Origin of the sequence: Wolbachia endosymbiont (group B) of Lycaena phlaeas (assembly GCF_947251875.1) — a bacterium.
Lineage (GTDB): Bacteria > Pseudomonadota > Alphaproteobacteria > Rickettsiales > Anaplasmataceae > Wolbachia.
This window is the reverse complement of sequence record NZ_OX366392.1, coordinates 924,259-944,897: the sequence shown is the minus strand read 5'-3', so window position 1 is coordinate 944,897 and position 20,639 is coordinate 924,259. Positions and strand designations below refer to the sequence as shown.

Genomic DNA, 20,639 nt, shown 5'->3' with positions numbered 1-20,639 from the left:
GACTACTGGAATCCAAGTATGTATTAAACCTTATTTAAATTATGAGCTATCACATTTTAAAATACAAAGATTATGAACCAAAAATGGATGAAAGTTCTTTTATCGCAGATGGTGTGCGTATCATAGGTAACGTTGAAATAGGAAGGAATGCGAGTATCTGGTTTAATTGTGTGATCAGAGGAGATGTTGGATCAATCAAAATAGGTGATGAAACGAATATTCAAGATGGCACCGTAATTCATGTAGATAGAAATCCAGGCGGTGATACGATTATTGGTAGTATGGTGACGGTTGGACATTTTTGTGTGTTACATGCATGCACGATACATGATAAAGCATTTATTGGTATGGGCTCTGTTATAATGGATCATGCGATTGTGGAATCTGAAGCTATGGTAGCTGCTGGCTCACTGGTAACGCATGGGAAAGTGATAAAAAGTGGTGAAGTATGGGCTGGCAGGCCAGCACAATTCTTCAAAAAAATGTCAGATGAGGAAATTAAACATATTACACAATCTGCACAAAATTATATCATGCTGATGAAAGAATATAAAGCTATATGCTAGGTTGAGAAATCTTCAGCTCTGATGCACATTCTACGTTAACTACTTCAAAAGCTTCTTCAACTATAGAATGCTTATCAATATAAGGCTCAATCACTTTTTCAACTCTAGTTTGCTTATCAATATGCTGATTAATAAAACTACCTCTGACTAGAATATCCTTTATTGGCCAGTTTGTTTCTGTTGGAGTACCTGATAATTTAGCTGCAAATTTTATCGGTGCTGACGTTAGAAAAAGAGATATAGTATTATTTGAATTAAGATAGAAGTTTACATGATCTTTACAATCTTTTAGATTTATATCTCCCGGAAAATCTGGTATTTGAGATTGTATATTTGCTTTTATGAAGTTCATCCGACCGAATTTTTCAGTAAGTATCCCTACCTCTTTTGGAACTTCTAATGGGATGATAATATCATTGCTAATTCCATTTTCTTCTTGAGAAAAAAGTTCAGTGTATGCTCCTTTTTTTCTGTGTTTCTCAAAATACTTAGGAAAATACATATTAAGGTATTCAGAGTGTAGCTCTATACGATTTTTCTGGTCATCCTCTAGAGTAAATGTGTATTTACCACGATTTTGCTTAAGCTCGCACAATTTAAATTTACTAAGGTCAGAGTCTGGAAATGGCTTTTCAATTTCAAAAGCAAGTGTAAGAGTGTGCGTTGTGTGATCAAATTCATTTTTTTCTTGTAGACTATAGTACTTATTTTTTTCATACTCTTTTCCTTCTATGTTAGCACTCACTTCCTCTTCATCCAAATTTTCAATAGCATCAAAAAATTCTTCTTCATCCAGATCTCTTTCTTTTTCACCTGGCTCTTGTTCTTTCAGAGAATCATACCATACATCCTCTTCATTAACTTTCGCCTCTATTGTATTTTCTACACTTATTTTTCTTGTATGATCATTTCCATTGCTAGCAGTTGTTTGATGATGTGTATCGTTAGTTTGAAAAAAGCTCTTTACTTTTGATATTAAGCTAATCCATGAAAGTCTGACTTGATTAAGTAGCCATTTAAAACTCTTCATTGTTTTACCTCAACCTAATTAATAAAAATTGTAACAGAATAAATTAAATATGTCAATAATATACACAAATTGTACTAACTGGGAATTAGTGGCAGCACTTAACATCTGTGTAAATTTTGACATAGGCATTTTCTGCATTTTAACCAAATCAGTAAGGAGGACACCATTAATATTCTCCTTTTAGAAGCAACTTGAATAAAACTGATAAAGTTTGAATTAAAGTGTGATTAGGAAAGTGAGTGATGAGAACTCTTTATTGTCCCAAATTTGGGAGAAAAACCCTGGACTTGAAGTCCATCCTTTTAAGAATATAATTTTAAGGTGAAAAATCTGAAAGAATGTGGAATATTATAGAAAAAGCAGTCACTCTGTATATATATCACATAGTGTGGATAACAAAATATCGATATCCAGTACTAGTTGGAGATATTGGACAGAAAGCTAAAGAAGTTGTACAAGAAGTATGTACAAATAATCAAGTAGAAATTATCAGAGGTAGAGTTGCGTCAAGTCATGTACACGTATACGTTTCTGTACCCCCATACTTAAGTATTAGTAAGTTAGTGCAGTTAATAAAAGGAAAAAGTTCCAGAAAAATCCAGCAAAACTTTCCAGAGCTAAAAAAGAGATATTGGGTTGTGGGCAGTAGGCTACTTTGTCAGGACTAGCGGAAATGTAACTGACGAAATGATAAAAAATTATATTGAAAATCACTCTAAAAAAGAAGATAAATTTGGTGACTTTCAAGTCGAAAGTTAGCATTCTATGCTCTCTCTCAATCTTTGGATTTTAATCCATAGTGGTTGAATTGGACTTCTTTTGATTCATCTATTTTAGTATTAGGTCTTAGTGCTTCATATGTAGCACCACCAGCTACGAGTGCAGATGCTGTAGCTATGCCAATTATTGCTAATATACTTAGTCTAGTTGTATGTTCAAGTATAGTACTTGCTACCAGCCCAACAGCAAGACCAATAACAGCAGTGTACAACATTCTAGGATTATTTGAATTAGGCATATAGCTCACTAACTCTCTGCAACACTTTTCTGATTCTTTCTTTATGTCCTCGAGCTTATTTAGATCTTCTTTTTCTATTTTAGCATTTAATTCTAGTTTCTTACATAATTCTTGCATTTCTTTTACTTGTTTTTCTAATTTTTTTAAAAAATTTATTATTTTTGTTCCTTGTAATTTTATTATTGTTTCCTTAAGTAGTAACGTTGATATTGGCATTGCTATTTCTTCTATCTCTTTTTCTATTTTCCTTTCTAATTCCACTACTTTTTCTATTCCTTCTTCTGATATTTTAGTGTCTTTTTTTAGTTCTATTTCAAACTTTCTTTTTTTCAACTCTGATTTTGCTTCTTCTAATGATTCTAATACATTCCATAGCTTTTCACCAGAATTCTGACTCCGTTTTGGTGACATAGACTGACTGCCTTTGAACTTTTTTGGTGATATGGGCTGATTTTTACCATCTTTAAGCTTTTTTGAGTTTTCACCAGCACTTACTTTAGCCATAATAAACCTTGCATATTAAATAATGCTATTACATAATATCTTTAAAGCTCAAGGTCAAATAGTATCTTTACATAATATAAATCATAAACAGAAAATTTTAGTGTAAATTGCCATATTTACTTTGTGCTACGGTTTGAGATAGAATAACAACTTGCTTCAAATATGGAAAGGCAGTACAACTCTATAATCAAGTTACTGAACTCTCATTTACTCCTCTTTTTTTGTAAAACAATCTACAATTCATTAGAAGATCTTCAGATAGACGTTGATCATTGGTTGTGTTTTTACAATGAGACAAGACCTCATTCTAGTAAATATTGTTATGGCGATGTAGACTTTCCTGAATAGAAAACATATTAGAAAAATATTAGTAACATTACATAAGAGACTGATATTAGTTTTCAATTTTTCTGTTAGTTAATTCTTGCTTGCTAGGTTAAGTTGTGTCTGGTAACCATAATGGCAAATCTTGTTAATTTGAGGCGTGGATTTTAGCCTCTCTCATCCTTACATTAGTTACATATTCTTTCGCAGAGGGCTAATGATAGCAATGAATTTATTAGTAAAATTCAGTAATTTATAACTGACAATTAGAGCTGTTAATTAGCAACTCACTTTAAATAAGTTACTCAACTGTGACAGATTTAGCTAAATTTCTCGGACAATCTACATCTAACCCTTTTTTTTCTGCAATAGAATAAGCAAGAAATTGCATAGCAACACTGTAGATAATTGGAGAAACAAAATTGTCAACTTCTGGAAGTTGCACCACATCTATGCAAATTCCCTTTAAGAGCGGTGCTCCTTGCTTATCACTAAAGGCAATTACTTTACCTTTTCTTGCAATAATCTCTTGTATATTGGATAGCGTTTTAAAGAATAAATTATCGTAAGGAATAATTGCGATAACAAGTACAGTAGAGTCTATCAAGGCGATAGAACCGTGCTTCATTTCTCCCGCTGCAATACCAATTGTGTTGATATATGAAAGCTCTTTTATCTTCAATGCACCTTCCATTGCAACTCCATATGAGCTTCCTCTCCCAATTATAATTATATTATTGTGCTCTAATATACTGCCTGATATATGTTGTATTTCCATCACATTCAAAACATGCTCTACATGTTCGGGAATGGAATTAATAGCACCGCTTAGTTCCTTTATCCTCTCTCTACCCAGTATACCTTTTATTTTTCCAAGCTCTACAGCAAAGCATGCTAAAATTGCAAGCTGCGTAGAAAAGGTTTTTGTCGAAGCAACACCAATCTCAGGTCCAGCAAGAGTATGCAATACAATATCTGAGGCTTTTTCTATGCTGCTATTAAATGTATTAATTATGCTAATGATCATTTGTTTCTGCAATCTCGCATAACGTAGTGCTTCCATAGTATCTGCAGTTTCACCAGATTGAGAAATGAATAAGCCAATACTACCTTCTTCGAGCTTGACGCTGCTATACCTAAATTCTGACGAGATTTCTAGATATACCCGAATTTGAGCAATACTTTCCAGCCAACACTTTGCTATTAGTCCAGCAAAATAGGATGAACCGCATCCAACTATAGTAATGTAACCTAGTTCAGAAAATAATTCTTTGTTGATTTCTTTATATTGTTTATAAAATTGATTTATTGTTTTGTTTAATGCATACGGTTGCTCAAAAATTTCTTTTAGCATAAAGCTAGGGTAACCATTTTTACTAATTAGAAAATTTCTTGGACTGCTATTTTCTGTTCTGCGTTTAACTTGTATACCATTATTATATATACTGAATTCGTTAGATTTTATTACTGCAATATCATTATCTTCTAAATGCAATATTTTTTCTACAAATGAATTCAAAGTATTAGTATCAGAAGCAGCAAACACTTTATTACAGTTATATCCTATTGCTAAAGGCAAATTTCTTTTTGCAACAAATAAAGTATCTGGATATTCTGCAAATAATAAAGCCAAAGCAAGTGAACCTTGTAAATTGTTTAGACACTGTAATATAGAATCAATTGGTGATAACCCTTCATCAAGATATGAAGTTAATATGTTTGGTATCACTTCTGTATCAGTATCGGTGTGGAAAGATACTCCCTTTTCCTCCAGATCCTTTTTTAATATATTGTAATTTTCAATTATGCCATTATGAGCAACAACAACATTATTTATATAAATGGGATGAGCATTTTTAAGATTTGGAGCTCCATGTGTAGCCCAACGAGTATGTGCTATACCAACTTTGCTACTAGATATCTTGCTCTCATGAACAACTTCACACAATCTTTCAACTTTACCTTCTGATTTTTTTACTTCTATCTTACCTCTATTATTTATAATTGCTATACCTGAAGAGTCATAACCTCTGTATTCCAATTTTTGCAACGCGGTTAGTAAAGTTGGTATTACTGAATCACCGCTACTTACTATACCTAATATTCCACACACTTCTTAAATTATGAAGCATTTTTGTCTTTTTTACTTTCCTCTAGTTTATTTTTCTTGCCATTCTTTTCAACTTTGCTTTTTTCAATAGATTTAGCTACTGGCTTTTGAATTTCTTTATTTAAGATTTCAGATATAGCAGACTTTAGGATTTTTATTTCAATTTTTGGTGCTATTTCTAGTATTAGTTGTGCATTTACTTCGTCAACTTTGTTTACTTCACCTATTATTCCACTAGAAGTAATAACCGTATCACCACGTTTTATTTGATCTATCATCCTTCTATGTTCTTTTAGTTTTTTGTGATTGGGACGAATAATGAGAAAATAAAATACTACAAATATTAAAATGAGTGGAATAAAGCTAGCAACAGATGCTGATACATTGTTAGTCGCATCTGCCGCAAAAACCTCAGAAATGAACATATTTAATCCCAATTATTAACGATAAAGTTAAATAGATTAAGCAGCAATTACAATATCATGTCAAGTCTCTGAAAGAAATTAATTCAAATTAATAAGAAAGTTAAGGAATTTTAAGGTGTTTCTGCTGTAATGGCGGGAGTGATGAGACTTGAACTCACGACCTCATGCGTGACAGGCATGCGCTCTAACCAACTGAGCTACACCCCCCATTGCTTTTTAACGTTTGCAATCTTAAAGCTAATCAACGTGTTGCTACTTGTCAATATTTTTTGTTTGCGCTTTTTTGTCTTTTTTATTACTATGTAAATAACTTAATTTCACACATGGCTTATGCAAGTAGTCCCGTTAGGGTTATGCCATGGAGGATAAACTATTTGGAGGAGTAAATATGACAAATTTGCCTAAAGTCACTATACGTGATTTAGCTGAATCTGGTGTGCATTTTGGCCATAAAGTTAGTCGCTGGAATGCGAAAATGGCCCCATATATATATGGTGTACATCAACAGAATCGTATACACATAATAGACTTACGAAAAACATTACCATTGTTAGAGGCGGCAATGAAAGCTTTATACGATGTTGCATCTCAAGATGGTCGCATTTTATTTGTTGGTACGAAATTTCAAGCTTTAGATATTGTTGCAAGTGAAGCGGTTCGTTGTGGTCAATATTATGTAAATGATCGATGGCTTGGTGGTATGCTTACTAATTGGAACACTGTTTCTTCTTCGATAAAAACTTTGATACAATATGAGAAAATATTAAATGATGAAGATAGTATCTTAACAAAAAAAGAATTAGGAAATATTGAAAAGAAAAGAAAAAAGCTTGATAAAGAATTGGGTGGCATTAGAGAAATGGGAGCAGTTCCTGATATTTTATTCATTATTGATACTAACAAAGAGCATATAGCGGTTAAAGAGGCTAAAAAACTGGGTATTCCTGTAGTTGGAGTACTTGATACCAATTCTGACCCAGATGATATTGCCTATCCTATATCAGGAAATGATGATTCAAGAAAATCAATAGAGCTCTACTGTAAATTAGCTGCTGATTCTATATTAGCTGGAATAGAGTCTAGTTTGACAAGGTCTAGAGTTAAGGATGATGAGCTTATTCAAGAAAAAGAAGGGGGTATTGTGCAAACTAAAAAGAAGCGTATGAAGGATGAAACAGAAAGGGAGGTAATAGTAAGTAAATGAAGATGGATTCAAGTAGTATAAGGGAATTACGCGATAGAACAGGGCTTGGCTTAAGCGATTGTAAGAAAGCGTTAGAAGAGTGTGATGGTGATATTAAGAAAGCCGTTGATAGGTTACGTACAATAGGATTTGCTAAAGCTGACAAAAAGTCTGATAGAGTAGCTTCAGATGGGCTTATTGCTATGTGCTTGGCTAAAAATTATGGTGTATTGGTTAAAGTCAATTGTGAAACTGATTTTGTTGCTAGAAATGAGAAGTTCATAGCATTAGTTTCAAATTTAGCATCAATTGCTTGTCAAGAACGTTGTACTAGTCTTGATGAGTTAAAAAATGCCAAATATGAAGATGTTGGTACAGTACAGGAAGCTATTATGAGTGGTACATCGGTTCTTGGTGAGAAGTTAGAGTTAAGCAATCTTTGCTACCTAGAGACTAAGGATGGGATTGTTGCTGGCTATGTACATGGTGATATGCATGGCTTAGGTAAGATTGGTGCTTTAGTAGCATTGCAATCATCTGGTGATAAACAAGAGATTGGAAAGCAAATAGCTATGCATGTAGTTGCTATGAAACCTGAAGCTTTATCTATAGATGATTTAGATCAAGAAAAATTAAACAATGAGCGTTCTATAATTGAGGAGCAAGTAAAGAGCTTAAATAAACCTGAAGAGGTAGCGAAAAAAATAGTAGATGGACGAATGGCTAAATACTATGAAGAAGTTGTTCTACTAGAGCAGAAGTTTATAAAAGATGATAAAATGAAGATTGCTGATTTTATAGAATCAAGTGCTGTTAAATTAGCTAATTATAAGTTACTTACTTTGGATGGTGCAAATAAGTAACAAAACTTCAGAAGTAAAGTACCCCAGAGTGTTATTCAAAATCTCTGGGGAGGCTTTGATGGGATCAAAGCTATTTGGCCATGATATGGAAGTTATAGATAAACTATCCAAAGACATAGTTGAAGTTTGTAATCTTGGAGTTCAAGTTTCTATTGTTGTTGGTGGTGGGAATATTTTTCGTGGTGCATCAGCATCTTTAAGTGGCTGTGAAAGAGCAAGCAGTGATTATATTGGAATGCTTGGTACTGTCATTAATGCTTTAATTTTGCAAAATTTTTTAGAAAAAAGCTCTATAGTCTCTAGGGTGTTGTCTGCTATACCCATGACTACTATATGTGAACCTTATATAAGAAGGAAGGCTATTCATCATTTAGAGAAAGGTAGAGTAGTCATTTTTGCAGCAGGCACAGGTAACCCATTTTTTACTACAGATACAGCTGCAGCTTTACGTGCTGTTGAAATGAATTGTGATGTTATTTTAAAAGGTACTCAAGTAAGTGGTGTATATTCTGCCGATCCAAAAAAAAATGAGAATGCTGTGATGTATGATAGGCTTTCTTATACAGATCTGCTAACTCGTGATTTAAAAGTTATGGATGCATCAGCAATTTCACTTGCTCGTGAGAATTCTATCCCAATTGTAGTTTTTTCTTTAAAAAGAGAAAAAATGGTTGATATTATTAAGGGTCAAGGCACTTATACTATAGTTTCAGATTGTAAACATTAGGTAATTTATGTTAAACGAAATAAAAGCTAAAACAAAAGAAAGAATGCTAAAAACTATTCAGTCTTTTCACGATGATATGAAAGGTGTACGTACTGGTAGAGCTAACGCATCATTACTTGATGGTATAGTTGTAAATATCTATGGTGGACATCAAAAACTGAACCAAGTTGCAGGAGTTTCAGCTATAGATAACAAAACTCTATCAGTTAAAGTTTGGGATGCTACTGCTATCGGTGAAGTAAAAAATGCGATAATCAATGCTAACCTGAATTTAAATCCTGTTGTTGAAGGAAATACTATACGTATAGTTCTTCCAGACTTAACACAAGAAACTCGTGAAAAATTAGTGAAATTATTGCATCAATTTTCTGAAAATGCACGAGTTGCAATTAGAAATATACGCAGAGATGTTATGGAAGAAATAGAGGAAATGAAGAAAAATAAGGAAATCTCAGAAGATGATTTTCATGTTGCCAAAAAGGAAATACAAAACATTACTGATGATAATGTAAAAAAAGTCGATGATGACTTATCTATTAAAGAAAAGGATATATTGCATCATTAAGTTAATATGAAAGAATTTTTCAGTATTGAAAAACATAAGAGGATTCGATATAGATACAGTTGTATGAATGCTGTGATTCAGATCTCATCATTACGCACACATTTGATCGTTATACCTTTTGAAATCTAGAAAAAAAGCTTTTCAGTTTGATTTTTTATTACGATAATTAAGTTTACACTCTTGAGCGAAAACGATGCTGAAACGCCTTTTCCTTATTTTTGCATTTGTATTACTCATCCCACTGTCAAATGTTGATGCCAGAAGATATATCAGAATTGTTGGATCTTCAACTGTTTTTCCTTTTATCTCATTTATATCTGAAGAATTCAGCCGTATATTTTCCTTTAAAACTCCAGTTGTAGAATCGATAGGAAGTGGATCAGGGTTCAAAATGTTTTGTTCAGGAATAGGGGAAGGCACACCAGATATCACTACTTCATCCCGCCCTATGAAGGAAGTAGAGAGAGAATTATGTAAAAGAAATAAAGTGAATGAAGTAATAGAGATAATAATTGGCTATGATGGAATTGTTATTGCAAATTCAAATCAAAGCCATAGATTTGATTTTACAAAAAATGACCTGTTTGAAACTTTATCTTCATATTCTGAAGACAATGATAGATTAGTAAAGAATAACAAGAAATTTTGGTCTGATGTAAATCAAGCTCTACCAAAAACAGAAATTAAAATCTATGGCCCACATCAAAATACAGGTACACATGAAACTTTGATTAATTTTATTATGCTTGATCAATATTCATGTATGAACTCAAGGATTTTCAAAGAGAATTATCAAGACCAAGAAAAAAGAAAGAAAGCATGTAGTAATATCAGAGATGATGGAAGATATATAGAAGTTGGAATTAATGAAAACATAATAATACAAAAATTGAAGAGCAATAAAAATGCTTTAGGAATATTTAGCTTCAGCTTTTTAGCGAAAAACCAAGATGAGATTCAAGGAAGCACAATCGCAGGAATTGAGCCAACTTATAAAAATATATCATCGGGGGAGTATATGTTAGCAAGGCCTTTATATCTTTATATAAAGAAAGAACACTTAGATACTGTTGATGGATTAAGGGAATTCATTAGAGAAGTTGTAGACTCTATTAGTACTGAAGGTGGATATTTATCTAGGCTTGGCTTAATTCCACTTTCAAGCGAAAATATAAAAAAAGTCTTGGAAAAGGTTCGTGATATAATATGATGACTTTGATATTTTTTTATTCTGGATACTAGGTTAAAAATAGAACGTTTAAATTTCTTGTTTTTATTGTTATCATACTTAGATTTCCTAAGAACTTATTTACTACAAAATACAACAAGTTCTATTTATTTGAGAAAGTTGTGCGTCTTGTAGAACAGATTTTGTTGTAGGTTTCTCTGTAGCTATTTCAAGGTTTTCTTCTATGGTTTTTTGTTCTCTGTAATCTTTAACTTCTTGAATGAAATCTTCAAGCCACTTCTCACTACCTATCTTGGCATGTCGTTGTTGCTCACCTTTAAGAAGTTTTATTACAGCTGCATCTTGATTTTCAGGCACTCTTTGATATTTAAGCCACAAGTCACGAATATCAGGAGGAGCTTTTTTCAAATGAGCTTCAAAGGTTGCTTTTGTGTCTTTTGTACTTTCTTCTTGTTGATCTTGATGGAATTTAAACCAGAAATTGCGAATATCAGGAGAAGCTTTATCCCAAAGAAGTTTAGTAATTTCTTTTATATTTCTCAGATCTTCTTGTTTCAATCTTTTACCATCACCTATATATCGTTTATTAAGACCAACTTGCAGAGGATAAAGTAAAAGGGTAGTTTTGCTCTGTGAATGTATAGGTCTATTTAAAATCATTGCTAGATTTGTATCACAATCTTCTAATACTGCTTTAACTTTTTTAACATCTAAATAATCTATTGCTTGACGTAATTTGTGGTGAAGATCACTTGTTCTCTTTAAGTTTTTCACTTTTTGCATATGCGAATCATCATTTCCTTTCGCTTCTTGCATAGCTATATCACACGAAATACTCTCAATTTTTTGCTCCATTTTCTGTATACATTGATTAATTTCCTTTTGATTTTTTTTGAATATAATCAACTGTGAAGTGGTACAAGGGTTAGGTAGATCGTCTTTAAACTCTTTTTGTATATTACTAGGTAATTCGCTTTTCAAAACTTCTTGTATATCGCTATCGTAATTATTTTTTATATTCTCAAAGTTGCCTTGTATAGCTTCACTAATTAATGAATCTCGAATGTTTTTTTGTCTGTCAGTTAATAACATACCTTACCTCTATCTCTTATGGCAAATTTAGCGCTATAATTATACGTATTTATAATCAAGTCAAGAGAAAAAATTAGCAAAGCGGTTGAAGTTTTAATAACATATAGCTTTCACAGTACTGTCTATGGAAAGTCTGCAAGTTTTACGTTCAATTGCGTTTATTGTGGGAATTTTTCTATTGTTGTTTGGCGTAGCAATGCTTATTCCTGCTATTACTAATAATTATCTAGGTTACGAATGGAAAAATTTTCTGGTTGGATTTATAGTTACCTGCACATTTAGTGCGACTTTTATTCTACTGGGTAAACTAAATAGGGTACATGGAATGCCGGCAATTTTTGCGATTACCAGTTGTACCTGGATTGCATTATCTCTGTTTGCAGCTATTCCATTTTATCTTGATAGTTTAAGCTACATTGATGCACTGTTTGAAGCAGTATCTGGGATTACAACCACAGGAGCAACTGTTCTAAGTTACATCGAGCAACAATCTCCGGGGATACTACTGTGGAGAGCAATGCTACACGGTATAGGTGGTTTTGGAGTAATTACAGTAGGAATTGCAATTTTTCCCATATTTAAGGTTTTGAGCTTAAATAATTTACTCTATTCTGAGTACTCAGATGCTCTTAAAAGAAAGTTACCACATACGCGAAGCGTAGTAATACATATTGCAGAAATATATTACTGCCTAATTTTATTGTGCATATTTTCCTATTATCTAGCTGGCATGCCATTATTTGACGCAGTATGTCACGGAATGTCCGCTGTATCAACTGGTGGATTTGCTAACTATAACGATTCTATAGGCTACTACAATAACCCTATATTGGAGGTAATAACAATTATCTTTATGATTTTAGGCTCTTTACCTTTTCTGAGCTATTTAAAAATTGTAAGACGATTAGACGTTTGTTATGATGAACAGGTCTCTTACTTTATTAAGATAGTTGTTATTTCATCTTTGCTTGCTTGTTTTTGGTTATATAAAAATTTTGACTTAGGAGTATTTTTATTATTTAGGTACAGCACATTCACCATTACCTCCTTTATCACATCAACTGGCTATATAATGTGCAACTACTTGAATTGGAGCTTTATTTCAGTCTTAGCTTTCTTTTTAGCCTTTATTGGTGGATGTGGTGGTTCTGCTAGTGGTGGAATCAAAATCTTCCGTTTAGTCATTTTTCTAAAATCTATAAGGAATTACTTTAGCTCTTTATTAAATCCAAGTGAAAGCGATAGAGTAAAACTCAATGGTAAAATACTGGAAAATGATGAAGTTCAATCCGTCTTTACGTTTTTTGCGATTTACATGTTAACGTTCACTATATCATCAATAGTGATGTCTTACTTGAGCAATGCGGACTTTATAACTAGCATCAGCTCTGTTTCTGCAATGCTTACAAATTCTGGCCCAGGATTTAGTAACCTAATAGGTCCTTCAGGTAATTATTCCTCCTTTAGTGGTGGAGTAAAGCTATTTCTATCGTTTTTGATGCTGCTTGGCAGGCTTGAAATATTGCCAATTTATTTTTGTATAGGTAGTTTATACTGGAAACTTTGCCATTCCAGAGTGTAACGCTAATTCAGGTTTACATTTAAATTCTATTACATATTATTATAAGTATTACAAAACTTTAAAGGACAATTATGGCAGTTATGCCAGATAAATGGATAAGGGAAAAGGCTGAAAACTCTAGAATGATAGAGCCTTTTGTGAATCATAAAAGCAGTAAGGGTGTTGTATCTTTCGGATTATCATCTTATGGCTATGATGCAAGAGTTAGTAATAAGTTTAAGATTTTTACTAATGTTAATTCAGCTATTGTAGACCCAAAGAATTTTTCTGAGAATAGTTTCATAGATAAGGAAACAGATGTATGTATAATTCCACCAAATAGTTTTGTGCTTGCCAGCACAGTGGAGTATTTTCGTATACCAAGGAATGTACTAGTAATTTGTGTTGGCAAATCAACTTATGCAAGATGTGGTATCATAGTGAACGTCACACCTTTAGAACCTGGATGGGAAGGTCACGTCACACTTGAATTCTCTAACACTACTCCACTTCCTGCAAAAATTTACGCTAATGAAGGAGCATGCCAATTTGTGTTTTTAAGCGGCGAAAGTGAGTGTGAGAAGTCATATGATGATATGAAAGGAAAATATATGAATCAACATGGTATCACTTTGCCGTTAGTTAAGTGATTACTTTATAAAGCAAGATATTGTTGGTTTATATTGAAGATTACCAAAATACTCTTTTATTAGTTCATCACATCTTTTATCGCCTAAAACTGCACGTGCAGAGTGATTTTTAAATGATTCTATAAAGCTAATAAAGAAATTTGTAGAAGGATTACTTAAAGCTTCTGCAACTTCTTTTTTTTCTTTATCATTGGAAAGCCGATTAAATAATTCTTCACCTTTTTTTTGTAGATCATTTTCAAACTCTTGTTTTACAGTAGCCTTATCCGCTCTTTGCAAGAAGAAAAATTCTTCAAAAGTGTACAAGGAAGAGACAATACTGTTAAAGGTACCAGTAAAACATGTACTGCCAACAGATACTCCATATTCTGTTTGCGATTCTACTCAATGTTTAACCAGTTGATATTTTCTCTGTGATATGCGGGTATTAATATCTATATTATCATCAGCACTTTTTTTATTTTCATCTTTACAAGCTTTCCAAACCAAATTTAAAACTTGCTTCAATGTTAATCCGCTTCCACTATGTGTATCAGGGTTGTTTTTTATACGCTCCAAGCACTTAAGTGCATGTTTTTTCTCATCTTCTGTGAGTTGATCTTTATCCACAGCTTTTTGTGTACCATTTGCTATACACTCTAACTGATTAATAAATCCTTCTATTTCCTCTATAAACTTATCATCAACATCAGGCTCGCCATAGTTTTCTTTTAGCTTTTGAACGTTAATATTAATTGCATCATTTACATTAGTATCATGCGTTGTTTGTGGGACACGCACTGCCTCCATAAATGCTTCAGTTCTTTGCTCTAACCATTCTGGTAATTTGCCTCCTGCAAGAAGATATAGCTTACCCAATGCTTGAGCAACTAGAATTAACGCTATGACAAAAACAATAAATGCTATGAGTAATACTACAGCTAAACCAATGACTAGCCATCTCACAGGGGCTAGTAAAATATCTCTTGCCTTTTTAAATTTCGACATTCTTTGTATGTTATCTGGTGTATTTACTGCTACTGGCATAATTAATTTTAAATACTCTTACTACCATTAATATACTATATTTCTCTTATTTTGTCAACTCACATTTCTACTTCTCTACTTTTTCTCGGTAAGGTCAGTAATCGATAACAACAAATAGTCCTAATTTTAATTTGTTTTAAGTTTAAAGTCTTTCGTTAGGTTTGCAGAATACATTTCCTTATTATCTTGGTTATAGAAAGTAAATTTGTGATCGTCTAAACCTAATATTGCAAAGCCAAAGCCGAAAAAGTTTCTAACTTCGTGTGCTAAGTAATTTCTACTATTTGGATAGTTAAATTCTACGTTTTGATAAACAGGTTCTTGATCTTGAGCGTGTAATAATGCACCGCCGTTTCCAACTATAATCTGATCTGGAACATTATCCATTAATAAAATCTGGGCTATATGAATGTGGCCAGAAACTATGGTAGTAACATTGCTTGGAAATTTATCTCCAAAAGCTTCAATTTGTGTAAGATTGCCATGGCTTTTTAATGTCAAAAATTCTTTTTTTGGAGATCTCCAAAGTGGTTTATGAGTCAAAAACCACGTGGGCTTATCTTGTATCAATTTATCAAACTGCCTCTCAAAAGCATCAACTGTGCTTTGGGTTGTAAAAATTTCCTCACCGGATGAAGAGTCGAAGATAAAAAACTTCATCGGCCCAGCATCTAAGAACCAACTGGAAATAAGATCTTCACATTTTTGAGGGGAAAAGGGGTATGAATCTAAATATCTGAACCATCCTTCATAAGCTCTATTACAACTCTCATGATTTCCACGAACAAAAAGAAAAGGAGATTGTGTTAAAATATCTTTTGCAGGCTCAAACCAATCAGCGTACCAAGCTTCTTTGCTATATCCATAAATATCGCCGCACTTTTTTGTGTTTCTACATTTTGTTTGTCTATAATGATAATCACCAACATGGATAATTAAATCTGGTTTATGAAAAGCGATTGAATCTAAATTTTTTTTCAAAGGCCAGTTATCTACAGAATTACATTCTTGCTGAAATAACATATTTATTCTACATCCTGTATCGCCAATGAAGGCAATTTTGCTGATCTTTTCCGCTAATACGGGAACTTTTATATTGTCAATACTAATGTTTTGAGCATTTGTTTCTACTATCAGTTCACAAACTGTTTCGGTATTGTTAATTGAGCTGCGACTTAGCATTTCTACTGCCTTATTATCGACGTAAGCAATGGGACACATGTTATTGTCTATAATCGCACGTATGCTTAATTTATTTTCTGGAATGATTTGAGACCATGTGTACAATATTTGTGCATGATTAGAGTGAAAGCTAATTGTAAGAGATAGAATTAAAAAAATGAAGATATTAGCTACTTTCATTTGTATAAAAACCTAAATTAAGAATTAGTATTAAGATTATCTTAAATGATTAAAGTTTGTAACCATAAAATTCATAGTTAAATTATACAGGCATTTCCTAAATTATCCTAGTATCAGATTGACACTTTAGATGAAAAATCCTAAAATGATTAAGTAATTTAAAGTAATTATATAGAAACTAGAATAAAGTGCGGTCGTGGTGGAATTGGTAGACACGCAGCGTTGAGGTCGCTGTGGCTCACAAAGCCTTGGAAGTTCAAGTCTTCTCGACCGCACCAAGTTGTTTGGTGTAGGTGAAATGTTTATAGGAAATCAAAGTAGAAATAAAGTAGAAAGGGCCATCAGTGAAGTCAGGCGTGGTCTTCCAATTTTAATATATGATGATGAAAATAACTATCTATTGCTTGCTGCTGCTGAAACTTTAGAAAAAAATTTATTTAGTCAATATAAGCTTATATCAGGTAATGTGTATGTTACTTTGACTGCAAGTAAGGTAAAATACATATGTCAGAGTAAAGAACATAGTAGCAAACGTCTGTTGATAAGCAATTTTGATGAACTGCTCCATTTAATAAACTGTTCAAAGGAAGATTGGATAAAAGAGTTGCAATGCTCAAAGACAATAGATGCGTATGCTGTTGCCTTGCTTAAGTTCTCAGAATTATTGCCATACGCGTTAGTGGCTGATATGACTTTTGAGAATAAACATGAAATGCGAAATTGGTGTGAAGAAAATGACATTATTGCACTAAATACGTTACTTGTGAATGATTTTCAACAAAATCATAGTGTGTATGAAGTGTGCAAAACATCATTATTTTTAAAGCAGACTCAAGAAGTAGATATCATATCTTATAGAACCAAAAGTGGCGGAAGAGAACATTATGCAATTATCATTGGCAATCCAGATAAAGATAATGAGCCATTAGTGAGAATTCATTCTGCATGCTATACAGGAGACTTATTAGACAGCTTATCATGTGATTGCAGAAGCCAGTTACATCAAGCGATTCAAATAATGACCGACTTTGGGAATGGCATTATATTATACTTGATGCAAGATGGGAGAGGCATTGGTTTAACTAATAAGTTAAGAGCATACAGTATGCAAAGAAAATATAATCTTGATACTGTTGATGCAAATAGAGTATTGGGTTTTGAAGATGATGAAAGGAGCTTTGCTGTTGCAGCTAAAATACTTAAGAAATTGAACATTAACAAAATACAATTACTTACAAACAATGGTAGAAAGTTATCAGAGTTGAAAAATAACGGTATAGAAGTTACAAAGTGTGTACCACTTATTATGGAACGCAATGAATATAATCATTCATATATGGAAACAAAATTTGGCAAGTTAGGCCATGGATTAAGGGTTTATTAGCTTTTTTGTTATAACTACTTTGTTAGCTTGCTATGTTAATTAATATAAGTTAAGATTTTTAAGAATATTGAGATGCTGAAATTTTTAAAACAAGAAAAAAGTAATGAGTCATTGGATAAGGATATAAATTGGAATTCAAGTCGCTATAGCACAGTTGTTGCTCAGAGAAATACTTTACTTTTATTTACATTAATATTACTAGTTGCAATTTCTATAAGCATATTAGCTATATTTAAAATTAGCACAAGTAGCACTATTGAGCCATTCGTTATAGAAATTGATAAAAAGTCAGGAATAGTGCAATTGGTTGATCCTGTTACAGTAAAACAATATTCTGCAAATGAAACGCTGAACGATTATTTTATTTCAGAGTATATAAAAGCAAGGGAGGTTTTTGACCCATATAATTATAATTATAATTATTATACAAAAGTAAGGTTGTTTTCTTCGCCTAGTGTATATAGTGAATTTAGCAATTATATAAAATCGCAGAATATGAATGACCTTTTTAATTTATATTCAGATGCTAAAGGTGAGTTGAAAATTCGTTCAATTCAAAAATTAGGTAATGATGCTCTTCAAGTGAGATTTTCTATAGAATTTACACGAAAAGATGGAAATTCCTCAAGGAAAAATAAGATAGTTGTGATGTCGTATAAATATGCATCGCTTGAAATGAATGATCAGCAAAGATATATTAACCCGTTAGGGTTTCAAGTTATTTCATATAGAGTAGATGATGAATATGTGTAGGATATTGTTAGTTTTAGCTTTACTAATAAGTGGCAACTTAAATGCATCTATTAATAATAAACCTATTTCTGTAGATAGTAGAATAAAGACTTTTGTATATAGCCCTAATGAGGTGTTTACAGTAATTTTTAGTCAAGGTTACTATTCTTATATTGAGTTTGCAGAAGGGGAAAAAGTCAAAAATATTGCTGTTGGTGATGCATCAAGTTGGAAAATTAATCCTTATGATAATAAACTGCTTGTCATGCCATTTGAAGTCAGTAGTCGCACTAACATGATTATTACGACAACTAAAAAGAGAAATTACATTTTTGATCTAATTTCAAGACCAAATTACGATAAATACCCAGATACTGATGCTAAAAAAGTGGATCATGATTATTCCGTTGAAAAGGATATATCTTACGTAATACGTTTTTATTATCCTCAAGAAGAAGATGAATTTGATGTTGATTTAGATGAGGTTTCTTTACCTACTCAAATGCAATACATTACAGAAAAGCCAGAAAAAATAATACAAGAAAATAATACGAGGTACAACTATACATATATTGATGAAGGTGGTAACATAGATATAGTTCCAATTGAGTTATTCGATGATGGTTATTTAACCTATTTAAAGTTTAGAAATAGTAATAAAATTCCTCAGATTTTTATAGAAGGCGAATCCTGTAAAAGGCTGTTATTTGATGATTATGTTGTAATAAAAGGAGTACATAAAAAGCTATTAATGCGTTATGAAGGTAGTGAAGTTGAAGTTATAAATAGGTCACTTTAGTTCTGGTACATATAATATGAGTAAAGAAAGGCATAATAGTGTAGAAGATGAATCAGAGATAGAAAGCAAGGTAGTAACAGTTGGCTCTAATCAAGGTTATAAGGCATTGATGATAGTTATGGTAGCGCTCTTAGTTGGTGGAGTGTACTATCTTTATTTTAGTCCTTCTAATAAAGAGGGTCCAGAGATTGTTAAAAAAGAGGAAACAAAGCAAAACATTCAAGAATTGAAAGGAAAGTTAGAACAAGTTCCAGATAATGTAGTAGTTTCCGAGAGGATAGCAACTGATCTCTTGCCACCCTTACCTCCTCTTCCTATCCCACAAGTCATACCAGAAGTAAAACAAATCAAAAAAGAGGAAGTGACAAAAAAAGAAGAGCAACTAAAAGAAATTCCCTTGTCAAATATACCTGTTTTACCAAAGCAAAATTTTCCTTCTGGTAATGTTATTAGCAATTTGCCTACTTCATTTCCTACAATAGGGGGTGGCGGTTATCCTAGAGACAGACGTAGTGCACAAATGTTAGCAATTTCAGGTAGTAGTGGGGAAGGTAAAGCTACAGATGCTGTTTTATCCAATACCTCAGCACAGTCGAGCAAAGCTACCAAAGCTGGAAAGCTTGGTTTAATGATTATTCAAGGTAAAGTTATTGACGCTATTCTTGAAACTGCAATAAGTTCTGACTTAAAAGGAATGCTCCGTGCTGTTGTTAGTAGAGACGTTTATGCAGAAACTGGTGATACAATTTTAATACCAAAAGGTTCAAGGTTAATAGGTGGTTATTCATTCGACTCAAATGTTGCAAAAGCCCGCGTGAACATAAATTGGAATAGGATCATTCTTCCTCATGGTATAGATGTTGCTATTTCATCATCTGGTACCGATGAGCTTGGAAGGGCAGGGATAGCTGGAATAGTTGATAATAAAATAGCAAGTGCATTATTCTCTTCAGTGGCACTTGCTGGTGTTTCGATTGGCTCAGCCGTTATAGGACAAAAAGCCTCTAATCTTATCGATGCGCTAACTGCCATGGATGCAGTGAAGTCTATTACTGCAACTGAAATAGATATTTCTTCTCTCAAAGGGGCTATTGTTGAGAGATTGGAGAATTCTATAAAAACTGAAGTTGGGAGGGTAGGAGACGAAAAATGGAAATTGGGTATTAGGGCTATTGAAAAAATTCGAAATGCTAAAAGTGATCAGGATTTGCTGAGAATAATAAAGGAAGAAATAGTAAGTGTGATAAAAAGTTCTGGAGCTAGTGGAGTTGATACAATTACTAGTGACAATATCGGTATAACTTTAGACGATGTACGTCAACTGTTGAGGCAAACTCAGAAAAGAAGCAAATCTGTTTATGATGAAGCAATTGGGAAGTCAATCAATGATTTTTCCAAAGACATGCGAGATATAGTTGATAGGAGTGTAGATAAAAAACCAACTATTTATGTTAATCAAGGAACTGCATTGAAAGTATTTGTTAACCAAGATATAGTATTTCCTCCACAGTCAATATTAAATAACTGAA

Annotated in this window: 20 protein-coding genes, 2 tRNA genes and 2 pseudogenes; 15 read left to right on the top strand and 9 right to left on the bottom strand. The window is 32.7% G+C overall.

What is annotated here, in order from left to right:
* Positions 1–41 precede the first annotated feature (41 nt).
* Complete coding sequence (locus OPR37_RS04265; RefSeq protein ID WP_015588396.1) at positions 42–566, top strand: gamma carbonic anhydrase family protein; 525 nt, start codon at positions 42–44, stop codon at positions 564–566.
* Here the strand turns inward: OPR37_RS04265 and OPR37_RS04260 are convergent.
* Entirely contained in the window at positions 556–1,596 is a 1,041-nt protein-coding gene (locus OPR37_RS04260) for a hypothetical protein (protein ID WP_264711277.1), read from the bottom strand. The genes OPR37_RS04265 and OPR37_RS04260 overlap by 11 nt on opposite strands.
* A 340-nt stretch (positions 1,597–1,936) precedes the next feature.
* Here OPR37_RS04260 and tnpA point away from each other — a divergent pair.
* Positions 1,937–2,355: pseudogene (gene tnpA / locus OPR37_RS04255) on the top strand (IS200/IS605 family transposase).
* Positions 2,356–2,371: 16 nt separating this feature from the next.
* On the opposite strand, the gene OPR37_RS04250 reads toward tnpA, so the two are convergent.
* Entirely contained in the window at positions 2,372–3,118 is a 747-nt protein-coding gene (locus OPR37_RS04250) for a hypothetical protein (protein WP_213863941.1), read from the bottom strand.
* 213 nt (positions 3,119–3,331) lie between these two features.
* On the opposite strand from OPR37_RS04250, the pseudogene OPR37_RS06235 reads away from it, so the two are divergent.
* Positions 3,332–3,445 (top strand): annotated as a pseudogene (locus OPR37_RS06235) (IS481 family transposase); the annotation flags it as partial.
* 298 nt (positions 3,446–3,743) lie between these two features.
* On the opposite strand, the gene glmS reads toward OPR37_RS06235, so the two are convergent.
* The 3 genes from glmS to OPR37_RS04235 form a co-directional block, all read right to left on the bottom strand.
* Positions 3,744–5,555 (bottom strand): glutamine--fructose-6-phosphate transaminase (isomerizing), encoded by a 1,812-nt coding sequence (glmS, locus tag OPR37_RS04245; RefSeq protein WP_007302597.1) that lies wholly within the window; start codon positions 5,553–5,555, stop codon positions 3,744–3,746.
* Between the two features lie 8 nt (positions 5,556–5,563).
* A complete protein-coding gene (gene yajC, locus OPR37_RS04240; protein WP_006012489.1) occupies positions 5,564–5,977 on the bottom strand; it encodes a preprotein translocase subunit YajC in 414 nt (137 codons plus the stop codon).
* A gap of 130 nt (positions 5,978–6,107) precedes the next feature.
* A tRNA-Asp gene (locus tag OPR37_RS04235) sits at positions 6,108–6,184 on the bottom strand.
* 181 nt (positions 6,185–6,365) lie between these two features.
* Between OPR37_RS04235 and rpsB the strand changes: the two genes are divergently transcribed.
* The 5 genes from rpsB to OPR37_RS04210 all read left to right on the top strand — a co-directional run bounded on the left by rpsB (position 6,366) and on the right by OPR37_RS04210 (position 10,525).
* Positions 6,366–7,181 (top strand): 30S ribosomal protein S2, encoded by an 816-nt coding sequence (rpsB, locus tag OPR37_RS04230; protein WP_012482019.1) that lies wholly within the window; start codon positions 6,366–6,368, stop codon positions 7,179–7,181.
* Complete coding sequence (gene tsf, locus OPR37_RS04225; RefSeq protein WP_052265040.1) at positions 7,178–8,023, top strand: translation elongation factor Ts; 846 nt, start codon at positions 7,178–7,180, stop codon at positions 8,021–8,023. Before rpsB ends, tsf begins: the two co-directional genes overlap by 4 nt.
* Complete coding sequence (pyrH, locus tag OPR37_RS04220; protein ID WP_265016832.1) at positions 8,007–8,750, top strand: UMP kinase; 744 nt, start codon at positions 8,007–8,009, stop codon at positions 8,748–8,750. Before tsf ends, pyrH begins: the two co-directional genes overlap by 17 nt.
* A 7-nt stretch (positions 8,751–8,757) precedes the next feature.
* Complete coding sequence (gene frr / locus OPR37_RS04215) at positions 8,758–9,315, top strand: ribosome recycling factor (RefSeq protein ID WP_007302601.1); 558 nt, start codon at positions 8,758–8,760, stop codon at positions 9,313–9,315.
* A 193-nt stretch (positions 9,316–9,508) separates the two neighbouring features.
* A complete protein-coding gene (locus tag OPR37_RS04210) occupies positions 9,509–10,525 on the top strand; it encodes a substrate-binding domain-containing protein (RefSeq protein ID WP_012482020.1) in 1,017 nt (338 codons plus the stop codon).
* 102 nt (positions 10,526–10,627) lie between these two features.
* Here OPR37_RS04210 and OPR37_RS04205 read toward each other — a convergent pair whose 3' ends face one another.
* Complete coding sequence (locus OPR37_RS04205; RefSeq protein ID WP_007302603.1) at positions 10,628–11,596, bottom strand: hypothetical protein; 969 nt, start codon at positions 11,594–11,596, stop codon at positions 10,628–10,630.
* A 124-nt stretch (positions 11,597–11,720) separates the two neighbouring features.
* Here OPR37_RS04205 and OPR37_RS04200 point away from each other — a divergent pair, with 124 nt between their 5' ends.
* Both OPR37_RS04200 and dcd read left to right on the top strand, forming a co-directional pair.
* Positions 11,721–13,178: a TrkH family potassium uptake protein gene (locus OPR37_RS04200; protein WP_213863942.1), complete on the top strand. Its 1,458-nt coding sequence runs from the start codon at positions 11,721–11,723 to the stop codon at positions 13,176–13,178.
* A gap of 71 nt (positions 13,179–13,249) precedes the next feature.
* The gene (gene dcd, locus OPR37_RS04195) at positions 13,250–13,807 is read left to right on the top strand and encodes a dCTP deaminase (RefSeq protein ID WP_006012513.1); all 558 of its coding nucleotides are present in this window, start codon (positions 13,250–13,252) and stop codon (positions 13,805–13,807) included.
* On the opposite strand, the gene OPR37_RS04190 is transcribed toward dcd, so the two are convergent.
* From OPR37_RS04190 to OPR37_RS04180, 3 genes are all read right to left on the bottom strand, one after another.
* Positions 13,808–14,113, bottom strand: a complete 306-nt coding sequence (locus OPR37_RS04190) for a hypothetical protein (protein ID WP_264684825.1) — start codon at positions 14,111–14,113, stop codon at positions 13,808–13,810.
* 78 nt (positions 14,114–14,191) lie between these two features.
* The gene (locus OPR37_RS04185) at positions 14,192–14,833 is read right to left on the bottom strand and encodes a hypothetical protein (protein WP_264684824.1); all 642 of its coding nucleotides are present in this window, start codon (positions 14,831–14,833) and stop codon (positions 14,192–14,194) included.
* Between the two features lie 126 nt (positions 14,834–14,959).
* On the bottom strand, positions 14,960–16,195 hold the full coding sequence (locus OPR37_RS04180) for a metallophosphoesterase family protein (RefSeq protein ID WP_052265037.1): 1,236 nt from the start codon (positions 16,193–16,195) through the stop codon (positions 14,960–14,962).
* A gap of 190 nt (positions 16,196–16,385) precedes the next feature.
* Here OPR37_RS04180 and OPR37_RS04175 point away from each other — a divergent pair.
* The 5 genes from OPR37_RS04175 to OPR37_RS04155 all read left to right on the top strand — a co-directional run bounded on the left by OPR37_RS04175 (position 16,386) and on the right by OPR37_RS04155 (position 20,638).
* A tRNA-Leu gene (locus OPR37_RS04175) sits at positions 16,386–16,473 on the top strand.
* Between the two features lie 20 nt (positions 16,474–16,493).
* On the top strand, positions 16,494–17,579 hold the full coding sequence (locus tag OPR37_RS04170) for a GTP cyclohydrolase II (protein ID WP_213863944.1): 1,086 nt from the start codon (positions 16,494–16,496) through the stop codon (positions 17,577–17,579).
* Between the two features lie 72 nt (positions 17,580–17,651).
* On the top strand, positions 17,652–18,332 hold the full coding sequence (locus OPR37_RS04165) for a VirB8 family type IV secretion system protein (RefSeq protein WP_007302609.1): 681 nt from the start codon (positions 17,652–17,654) through the stop codon (positions 18,330–18,332).
* The gene (gene virB9 / locus OPR37_RS04160; protein WP_029237539.1) at positions 18,319–19,110 is read left to right on the top strand and encodes a P-type conjugative transfer protein VirB9; all 792 of its coding nucleotides are present in this window, start codon (positions 18,319–18,321) and stop codon (positions 19,108–19,110) included. Before OPR37_RS04165 ends, virB9 begins: the two co-directional genes overlap by 14 nt.
* A 16-nt stretch (positions 19,111–19,126) precedes the next feature.
* A complete protein-coding gene (locus tag OPR37_RS04155; RefSeq protein ID WP_264684823.1) occupies positions 19,127–20,638 on the top strand; it encodes a TraB/TrbI/VirB10 family type IV secretion system protein in 1,512 nt (503 codons plus the stop codon).
* Position 20,639 lies beyond the last annotated feature (1 nt).

Coding starts and splice junctions, on each gene's coding strand:
- pyrH (WP_265016832.1), top strand. CDS start 8,007: ATGGTGCAAATAAGTAACAAAACTTCAGAAGTAAAGTACCCCAGAGTG.
- dcd (WP_006012513.1), top strand. CDS start 13,250: ATGGCAGTTATGCCAGATAAATGGATAAGGGAAAAGGCTGAAAACTCT.
- OPR37_RS04185 (WP_264684824.1), bottom strand. CDS start 14,833: ATGCCAGTAGCAGTAAATACACCAGATAACATACAAAGAATGTCGAAA.
- OPR37_RS04250 (WP_213863941.1), bottom strand. CDS start 3,118: ATGGCTAAAGTAAGTGCTGGTGAAAACTCAAAAAAGCTTAAAGATGGT.
- OPR37_RS04205 (WP_007302603.1), bottom strand. CDS start 11,596: ATGTTATTAACTGACAGACAAAAAAACATTCGAGATTCATTAATTAGT.
- frr (WP_007302601.1), top strand. CDS start 8,758: ATGTTAAACGAAATAAAAGCTAAAACAAAAGAAAGAATGCTAAAAACT.
- OPR37_RS04170 (WP_213863944.1), top strand. CDS start 16,494: ATGTTTATAGGAAATCAAAGTAGAAATAAAGTAGAAAGGGCCATCAGT.
- OPR37_RS04180 (WP_052265037.1), bottom strand. CDS start 16,195: ATGAAAGTAGCTAATATCTTCATTTTTTTAATTCTATCTCTTACAATT.
- OPR37_RS04165 (WP_007302609.1), top strand. CDS start 17,652: ATGCTGAAATTTTTAAAACAAGAAAAAAGTAATGAGTCATTGGATAAG.
- tsf (WP_052265040.1), top strand. CDS start 7,178: ATGAAGATGGATTCAAGTAGTATAAGGGAATTACGCGATAGAACAGGG.
- OPR37_RS04260 (WP_264711277.1), bottom strand. CDS start 1,596: ATGAAGAGTTTTAAATGGCTACTTAATCAAGTCAGACTTTCATGGATT.
- virB9 (WP_029237539.1), top strand. CDS start 18,319: ATGAATATGTGTAGGATATTGTTAGTTTTAGCTTTACTAATAAGTGGC.
- OPR37_RS04210 (WP_012482020.1), top strand. CDS start 9,509: ATGCTGAAACGCCTTTTCCTTATTTTTGCATTTGTATTACTCATCCCA.
- rpsB (WP_012482019.1), top strand. CDS start 6,366: ATGACAAATTTGCCTAAAGTCACTATACGTGATTTAGCTGAATCTGGT.
- OPR37_RS04265 (WP_015588396.1), top strand. CDS start 42: ATGAGCTATCACATTTTAAAATACAAAGATTATGAACCAAAAATGGAT.
- yajC (WP_006012489.1), bottom strand. CDS start 5,977: ATGTTCATTTCTGAGGTTTTTGCGGCAGATGCGACTAACAATGTATCA.
- OPR37_RS04200 (WP_213863942.1), top strand. CDS start 11,721: ATGGAAAGTCTGCAAGTTTTACGTTCAATTGCGTTTATTGTGGGAATT.
- OPR37_RS04155 (WP_264684823.1), top strand. CDS start 19,127: ATGAGTAAAGAAAGGCATAATAGTGTAGAAGATGAATCAGAGATAGAA.